We start from the raw sequence: 8,569 nt of genomic DNA on the forward strand, positions 1-8,569 counted from the left end.
CGGGCCTCCGGCGCGCCGACCAGGCGATGTATCGCGCCAAGCAGACCGGCCGCAACCGCGTCGAAGCAGTGCCGGCGCCGAGCCAGGAACCGCCGAAGTCCGTCGCCGTCGGCGAGTAGGGCCCACAGGGCCCGGCGCGGCTTGTCGCCGTTAAAGCGCCAACGACCACCGATCCTATGGCTGCCATTGTTCGCCACCCTTCCGCGAACAACCGATACGCCGCCGATGGGCTGATGATGTCGGCAATAGGATAACAACAAATCTTGCTGGAAAGCTGACTGCTGGGCTCCATTTTCTCGTCAGTCGAATTTTGTTAGCGGCGCGTCATAGGGGATGGCGGTATCTCGAAAGTGGCGCCTTCGAACGCTTCAGGGTTTCTTGCGGAGAGACTTCACTGCTCGCATCGCAAGACCTCTAATGGCCGCCTTGTCCGCCCAATCAAAGTCCTTGACGGACCCTTCCTGGCCCTCGGATTCATTGTCGGCTGGCATTTGGTAGAGTTTCATAAGTATCGTATTGGCGACCCCACAAGCGTTACAGCGCATCCAGCGCTCTGCATAGCCGCGGCGAGGAGCTGGTTCATCCCACACACAGAGAACGCCGCGCTCGCAGTTTGGGCAAGTAACTCTGGCCGATGAGTCCTGTGCTAAGAGGCTCGCTGCGTCGACCCAAGCCTGTCGTACACGACGTGTTGCAGCAATATCAGCAGCCATCATGGGGCTCCAACGACATACGCGGCAGCTCGCTGTGCGAAACTGAAGGCAGCTTGCGTCGCCTCGGTAGCATACGAGCCAGCCTCGGCGTACCCTAATGTGCCGCTTTCCAAGCGAAAAAGTTCTTGTGCAATAGTTGCCGCAGTTTCAAGCGGTGAGGTGAAAGCCAGGGGGCCCATCAAAAATCCATTTTCTACGCTGAGGCTAAAGCCTGCACTGTAAGTGTACCCAGCTTCATACTGAACCATACGTTCGGCAATGTTCACAGTCAACGACTGGCCTGTTGCATGCGCCGCACGAATAGCTGCAAATTCCGCACTTTCTAATATTGTCTGCATCTCGAGTACGAGCGCGGTTTCAGCGGCACTGAATCCGGTGATAGTAGTGCTTCCCACGACCAAAGGAGCGCCGAGGAGAGCCAATGCTCCGGCCCCGACAGTGGTTGCAGCGATTACAAAGCCTGTTTGAGATCCCGGATATTGGGGGCTAAGAGGATTACCCATAATATCGACATCTGTGAACGGGTCATATGGCTGCCCTCCCCACCCGACACCCCACCCTGCATCGCCATTTGCCCCTCCGTTCCCTTTTGACGAACCACTCGTATCTGCCGGCCCGCCGCTTCCAGCGCCAGTTCCCGCTGGGCCAAGACCTGCTCCTTCCTTTCCACCATGGGCCCTTAAGGATCCATCCACGGGGCTGCTGTTTCCACCAGTAACGTCATTGAAGTGTGGCGTACCTTCTAACTCAACTCTAGCTTGGCCCCATGCGGACGCACTATATGGGCCGCCTACTGGCACGTTTCCCGATCTATCAGTAAACATGACAGGATTACTTGCGCCATATGCATACCGATTGACGCCCACTAGATTCGGATCCCATGTGTCCGGCTGTATGAACACGCCGAGCTGCGGGTCGTAGTAGCGGGCATGGAGATAGGCGAGGCCGGTCTCGTCGTCGGTGCGCTCACCGATGAAGCCCTTGCTCTCCGGAACAGTACCAACGGTGACGATCCGCTCGCCATAGGGCTTGTAGTTGGAACGCTGCACCACGGCGCCGGTGGCGTCGGTGAGGGCCCGAACCGAGACCAGGTGGTCGCGATGGAGCCACCAGGTGGTGGTGCTCGAGCGCTTGGCGTCGCCGGGCAGATACTTGGTCATGACCCCGCCCTGGATCTCGGTGTCCGAGCCCAGATAGAGGGTGGTGGTGGCGCCGCTGGTCTTCTTGAGCCGCTCGCCGTCGGGGCCGTAGGTGAAGGTCACGGCGTTGACGCTGACAGGGCGGTTCTCGCCGTCATAGGCGATGGTGTCGCCCGCGGCCGAGGTCATGTTGCCGTTGGCGTCATAGCCGTAGGAGCCCAGCGGCGTCGCGGTGACGGCATGGGGCCGGGCGCTGCCGGGGGCGGGATAGGTGTAGGTCCCGACGGCCGAGTTGGTGAGCATGTTGCCCACCGTGTCGTAGGTCCAGCTCTGGGTCAGCGCCGGGGTGGTGGTGTTGGTGGCGCTCAGGAGCCGGTCCATATCGTCATAGCCATAGGTCCAGCTCTCGCCGGCGAGGGGCGAGGTCACGCCGCTGATGCGGCCGGCGGCGTCGCGGGCATAGACCAGGTTCTGGATGGTGGTGGCGCCGGCGGTGGTGACGACCGAGGTCAGCCAGTTGCGGGTCGTCGAATAACCATAGGTCGTATTGGCGCCGTTGGTCCGCTGGAAGGTCAGGACCTGGCCCGCCGCGTCATAGGTGATCGCGGTGACGATGCCGGGGATGGCCTTCTGCCGGCCGGCGCCGTCATAGGTGATGGGGGTCGAGACGCTGCCGACCTGGTCGCCGTCGGGATAGGTCTGTCCCAGCACCCGATCGCCCAGGTCGTAGCCGGTGTCGTAATTGTAGCTGAGGCTGTCGACGGTATAGGTCTTGCGCGAGAGCCGGCCGGCGATGTCGTAGCTCTGCTGGAGGGTCGCGGCGGCGCCTGACGGCCAATCTGCGCAGCTTCGACATGGTGGTGCGGCTGGGCGGCGAGGAATTCTTCGTGGCGATGCCCGAGGTCGGCTACGAGGCCGCGCTCTCGGTCAGCGACCGCCTGCGCAAATCGATCGCCGAGAAGCCGATCACGGTCGGCAACGAGCAGATTCCCGTCACCATCAGCCTGGGCGTGACGCTGGCCGATCTCGACGAGCCGATGGAGGCGGGCCTCCGGCGCGCCGACCAGGCGATGTATCGCGCCAAGCAATCGGGCCGCAACCGCGTCGAAGCGGTGCCGGCGCCGAGCCAGGAACCGCCGAAGAAGGCCGCGGCGGGCGAATAGGATTTTCCGACTGTTGCGGAATTAAACCCATCCGCTCCTGATCGCGAGCGGAAAGGTCAGCGCGCGTCCCAATAGGGCGGATCGCCGAAGGCGGCGCGCAGGCAGTCGATGAAGGCCCGCAGCTTGGCCGAGGTCCGGCGTCCCTCGGGGTGGGCCACATAGACGAATTCGAGCTCGGCCTCGGCGCCGACATCGAGGACCACCAGGCTTCCGGCGTTGATCGCGGTCCCGGCAATGAAAGTCGGCAGCAAGGCGATCCCCAGCCCATCGATTGCCGCATCCCGCAGCATATCCCCGTTGTTGACGCGCAGGCCCATCTCGGCGCGGAGGATCGTCGCACCATCGGCGCCAGCGAAGCGCCAGTCGGCGGCGCCACGGTTGGTGTAGAAGAGGCCGCGATGCCCATCGAGCTCGGCGAGCGAGGCCGGCCGCCCGTGCCGCTCGAGATAATCCGGGGCGGCGACCAGAACCCGCCGACTGGGCGCCAGACGCCAAGCGACCAGACGCGTATCCGCGATCGGCCCATGCCGAACCACCGCGTCATAGCCATCGGCCGCGACATCGACGCGGCGATCGTCGAGATCGAGCATCAGCTCGAGCTCGGGGTTCTGCGCGAGGAAGGGAAAGACCGCCGGACCCAGATGCAGATGGCCGAAGGTCACGGGGGCGGCGATGCGCAGCGGACCGACCAGGCGGCCGCGGCGCTCGGCCATGTCGGCCGTCGCTTCCTCGACATCGCGCGCGATGCGCGTCGCCCGTTCCAGAAACGAGACCCCGTCTTCGGTCAAGGTGAGCTTGCGGGTGGTGCGGTGCAGGAGGCTCGTCCCCAGGCCCCGTTCGAGCTCGGCCAGCCGCTCGCTGACGACCGATTTCGACAGCCGCAGGCGCCGTGCCGCCTCGCTGATGGATCCGGCTTCCGCGACGGCCACGAAAGTGGCGATTCCGTCGAGCTTCATAATCGTTCGGTTTTCCCGAAAGCCAATTTCGAGACTTGCAGGCTAATACGAACGCCCCGACGGCACCATACTCCTTGGCAACAGGAATTCATCGAAACCGCCGGTCGGTGCCCGACCTGGCGCTCAACAGGAGAAAGACCATGAAACGCTTGTCTGGAAAGGTTGCCATCGTCACCGGGGCGAGTGCCGGGATCGGCCGCGCCACGGCCACGCTGTTCGCGCGGGAAGGGGCCAGGCTGATCCTGGGCGCCCGCCGCAAGAACGAGCTCGACGCGCTGGTGGCCGAGATCACCGCCCAGGGCGGCGAGGCGGCCGCCCTCGCCGGCGACGTGCGGTCGGAAGATTACGCCAAGGCGCTGGCGGCGCTGGCCGTCAGCCAGTTCGGCAGGCTCGACATCGCCTTCAACAATGCCGGCACCTTGGGCGAGCTCGGCGCCAGCACCGGGGTCTCGGAGGCCGGCTGGAACGACGCCATCGCCATCAACCTGACCGGCTCCTTTCTCGGCGCCAAGCACCAGATCGCCGAGATGCAGAAACACGGGAGCGGCTCGGTGATCTTCACCTCGACCTTCGTCGGCTACAGCTTCGCCTTCCCCGGCGTCGCCGCCTATGCCGCCAGCAAGGCCGGGCTGATCGGACTGACCCAGGCGCTGGCGGCCGAGTTCGGGCCGAAGGGTGTTCGCGTCAACGCGATCCTGCCCGGTGCTGTCGACACGGCGATGTATCGCGACATGAACAACACGCCGGAATCGCAGGCCTTCATCACCAACCTGCATGCGCTGAAGCGCGTCGGGGAGCCTGAGGAGATCGCCCGCTCGGTGCTCTATCTCGCCTCCGACGACTCCTCCTTCGTTACGGGCACGGCTTCGCTCGTGGATGGCGGCGCCTCGATCACGCGCAGCTGACGGTTCGGATAGGGGCGGGGCCGAGGCGATTTCTTCGGCGGGACCGGGCGTCATTGTCAGCCGACAATTGGCGCCTTGCGGGGCCGTTGGCGCGGGCGCCACTATCCAGCCTCGCCAACGCCCCCGCACCGCCAGAGAGGCCGACCATGCCGTCATCGGATTCCGATCTCCTCCATATTTCGGCAACCGAGGCGCTGGCCGCCTTCCGCGCGCGCAAGCTCTCGCCGGTCGAGCTGATGCGGGCCATGATCGATCGCGCCGAGGCGGTCAATCCGCGCGTCAATGCGATCACGCTGCCTTACTACGAGCCGGCGCTGGCCGGCGCGAAGAAGGCGGAAGCCCGCTATATAGGCAGGGGCGAGGCGCCGCGGCCGCTGGAGGGCCTGCCGCTCGCCGTCAAGGACATGTCGCATATCGAGGGCGAGCCGGTCTCGATGGGCTCTTGGAGCTTCGAAGCCTATCGCAGCGATCACACCTCGCCGACCATCGGCCGGCTGCTGGCGGCCGGCGCCCTCATGCATATGCGCACCACGACGCCCGATTTCGGCTTCTCCGGGATCACGCGCAGCCCGCGCTACGGCATCAGCCGCAACCCCTGGAATCTCGACTACACGCCGGGCGGTTCTTCCGGCGGTTCGGCGGCGGCGGTCGCGGCCGGCATGGCGGTGATCGCGGACGGCTCGGATGGCGGCGGCTCGATCCGCATTCCCGCCTCGGCCTGCGGGCTGGTCGGCTACAAGGCGCCGGCGGGGCGCAACCCGAACGACCGCTCGCTCCCGCTCGAGCCTCTGATCACGACCGGTCCCATCACGCGCACGGTCGCCGATGCCGCGCTCATGCAGAATCTGATGAGCGGGCCCCATACGGACGATCTCATGTCGCTGCGCGAACGCGTGCAGCTGCCGGAGACATTCGCCTCGATCAAGGGCTGCCGGATCGCCTATTCGCCGGATCTCGGCAGCTACGCGATCGAGGAGAGCGTCGCCCGCAACACGCGCGCCGCGGTCGATGTCTTCCGCGGGCTGGGCTGTCAGGTCGAGGAAGTGAAGCTGCCCTGGACGACTACCAATCTCGACTGCTGGAAGATCTATTGGGAAGGGCTCTATGCCGCGCTGATGAAGGATATGCTGCCGGAATGGCGCGACCGGCTCGATCCCTTCGTGGTCGGCATCGTCGAGCGCGGGCTCGAGCGCTCGGCAGTCGAGCTCTACAACACGACGACCCATCGCGGCGCCATGTATCAGGGGATCGCGCCCTTCCTCGAGAGCTACGACGTGCTCGTCTGCCCCACGCTCGCCGTCCCGGCGGTGCCGGTCACCCACTCCGAGACCGATCCGGGCTTCAAGATCGCCGGGCGATCGGTCGATCCCTATTGCGGCTGGTTCCTGACGAGCCCCTTCAATCTCCTGGGGCAGCTCCCGGTCATGTCGGTGCCGTCGGGGATCGGATCGAACGGCGTGCCGACCGGCCTGCAGATCGTCGGCCGCAGTTATGACGACGCGGCCGTCTTCCGCTTCGCCGCGGCCTTCGAGCAGGCGGCACCTTGGCGGTCACGGCGGCCGGTGCTCTAGGCCCGTTGGGCGCGGAACATTGGCTTTATTTAGCGCAGCTAAGCGAACTGCGGGATAATGTGCTGTTCAATATGGTTCAATCTTGATTCAAGATCGGTCGCATTCTCGATTGTCGCTGTGGCATTCACAGGAATGATGCCCTGTATCGATTCTCCAGCCTTCACGGCTTCGGCCCACTCTCGCATCAAACCGATATAGGCGCGCAATGCGTCAAGGGGGGCTGGCGCGTCGTCGATCACGAGATAAGCAGGTGGTATAGCTCCCACAATCACCCATAGAAAACTGTCTACGGACGGTTTCGCTGGGACCAACTCAAACAGGAAAACCGCGACGATGTAAGCGACGCCGAGCCCGAAATACTCGTTCTTGATTTCGCCGTGCCATGGAAATGACTCGATGAACCGTCTGGCCTCGAGATGAAGTTCCTTAAATTCCCTTGTCTCTTGTTCGTCTTCTCCCTGGATCGAATCGACTGAGACGAGGTTTGAGAAATCAAGTTTGCTCGACACTCTTGCCCCCGGATGCCGTTGGTTCAACGGATAGAACGGGTGTTGCCAGGTTCAGTCGCTTCCATCCCCACCAGATGGAATGAAAGGCGTAGCTTGGACAGTTTGGGATGGCGGGTAGAAAATAGCGACCATGAGTAGTGACAGCGTGCTGTTTTGCCGATGTTTGAAGGCGAGCGAGTCGGTAAGCTATAGAGGCTGAGAAACATCCGAGTTCCAATCGCGCATCCCATGAACATCGCCGTCCCGTCGCTCTCCGCCGCTCATCGCGCCGCGCTGTCCTCGAATCTCGCGGAGGTGTTCGGGTTCACCGAGCTGCGCCCGGGCCAGACGGAGGCGATCGAGGCGCTGCTCGGCGGGCGCCATGTGCTGGCCGTCATGCCGACGGGGGCGGGCAAGTCGCTCTGCTATCAGTTGCCGGCGCTGGTGCTGGGCGGGCTCACGGTCGTCGTGTCGCCGCTGCTGGCGCTGATGCGCGACCAGGTGGCGGCCCTGCGCCTCAACGGAATCGCGGCCGCCAGCATCAATTCGGACCAGAGCCGGGAGGACAATGTCGTGGTCTGGCGCCAGGCACAGGCGGGCGAGATCCGGCTGCTCTACCTCTCGCCCGAGCGGCTAATGACCGAGGCCATGCTCAACGCGCTCGGCAGGCTCGATCTGCGGTTGATCGCGATCGACGAGGCGCATTGCATCTCGCAATGGGGACCGGCCTTCCGCCCGGAATATGAGGCGCTGGGAAGTTTGCGGGACCGCTTCCCATCGGTGCCGATCATCGGCCTCACCGCCACCGCCGATCCGGCGACGCGCGCCGACATCGAGGCCAAGGTCTTCGCCGGCAACGCTGTCTCCGTGGTCACCGGCTTCGACCGGCCGAACCTGTCGCTCTCGGTCACGCTCAAGGACCAGTGGAAGAAGCAGACTGTCGCCTTCGTGAAGGCGCGCCAGGGCGCCAGCGGCATCGTCTATTGCCTCTCGCGCAAGAAGACCGAGGAGGTGGCGGCCCTGCTGCGCGAGGAGGGGCATGCGGCCCTGGCCTTCCATGCCGGCATGGAGAGCGCTGTCAAGCAACAGGTCCAGGACCGCTTCATGACCGAGCCCGGCATCGTCATGGTCGCGACCGTCGCCTTCGGCATGGGGATCGACAAGCCCGATATCCGCTATGTGCTCCATACCGATTTGCCGGCGAGCCCCGAGGCCTATTACCAGGAGATCGGCCGCGCCGGCCGCGACGGGCTGCCGGCCGACACCATGCTGCTCTATGGGCTCGACGATATCCGGATGCGCCGCGTCTTCATCGAGCAGGAGGAAAGCGCGCCCGAGCGCAAGCGGCGGGAGCATAAGCGGCTCGATGCGCTGATCGCCTATTGCGAGGCGCCGGAATGCCGGCGGCGCATGCTGCTGCGCTATTTCGGCGACGAGAGCGCCCCTTGCGGCAATTGCGATGTCTGCCTCGATCCGGTCGAGACGCTCGACGGCATCAAGGAGGCGCGCCTCGTGCTCGACGCGGTGATGCGCACCGGCCAGAAATTCGGCGCCGCCCATATCGTCAATGTGCTGCGCGGCACGAAGAACGAGAAGACCGCGAGCTTCCATCACGAGGGCCTGAGCGGCTTCGG

The 8,569-nt window shown here is 64.5% G+C and carries 7 protein-coding genes; 4 read left to right on the forward strand and 3 right to left on the reverse strand.

Annotation, left to right across the window (positions count from 1 at the left end; genetic code table 11):
* Positions 1-712: 712 nt before the first annotated feature.
* Entirely contained in the window at positions 713-2,563 is a 1,851-nt protein-coding gene (locus tag ACREE8_RS11600; protein WP_431573155.1) for an RHS repeat-associated core domain-containing protein, read from the reverse strand.
* Between the two features lie 116 nt (positions 2,564-2,679).
* On the opposite strand from ACREE8_RS11600, the gene ACREE8_RS11605 reads away from it, so the two are divergent.
* Positions 2,680-3,015 (forward strand): GGDEF domain-containing protein, encoded by a 336-nt coding sequence (locus ACREE8_RS11605; RefSeq protein ID WP_431573161.1) that lies wholly within the window; start codon positions 2,680-2,682, stop codon positions 3,013-3,015.
* Between the two features lie 56 nt (positions 3,016-3,071).
* On the opposite strand, the gene ACREE8_RS11610 is transcribed toward ACREE8_RS11605, so the two are convergent.
* On the reverse strand, positions 3,072-3,971 hold the full coding sequence (locus ACREE8_RS11610) for a LysR family transcriptional regulator (protein ID WP_431573156.1): 900 nt from the start codon (positions 3,969-3,971) through the stop codon (positions 3,072-3,074).
* Between the two features lie 140 nt (positions 3,972-4,111).
* Here ACREE8_RS11610 and ACREE8_RS11615 point away from each other — a divergent pair, with 140 nt between their 5' ends.
* On the forward strand, positions 4,112-4,876 hold the full coding sequence (locus ACREE8_RS11615; protein ID WP_431573157.1) for an SDR family oxidoreductase: 765 nt from the start codon (positions 4,112-4,114) through the stop codon (positions 4,874-4,876).
* 146 nt (positions 4,877-5,022) lie between these two features.
* Positions 5,023-6,447 (forward strand): amidase, encoded by a 1,425-nt coding sequence (locus ACREE8_RS11620; protein WP_431573158.1) that lies wholly within the window; start codon positions 5,023-5,025, stop codon positions 6,445-6,447.
* A 38-nt stretch (positions 6,448-6,485) separates the two neighbouring features.
* On the opposite strand, the gene ACREE8_RS11625 is transcribed toward ACREE8_RS11620, so the two are convergent.
* Positions 6,486-6,956: a hypothetical protein gene (locus tag ACREE8_RS11625; protein ID WP_431573159.1), complete on the reverse strand. Its 471-nt coding sequence runs from the start codon at positions 6,954-6,956 to the stop codon at positions 6,486-6,488.
* Between the two features lie 228 nt (positions 6,957-7,184).
* On the opposite strand from ACREE8_RS11625, the gene ACREE8_RS11630 reads away from it, so the two are divergent.
* Positions 7,185-8,569, forward strand: a 1,385-nt coding sequence (locus ACREE8_RS11630; protein WP_431573160.1) for a RecQ family ATP-dependent DNA helicase, incomplete at its 3' end; no start/stop codon positions are given.

Origin of the sequence: Hypericibacter sp. (genome assembly GCF_050729195.1) — a bacterium.
Lineage (GTDB): Bacteria > Pseudomonadota > Alphaproteobacteria > Dongiales > Dongiaceae > Hypericibacter.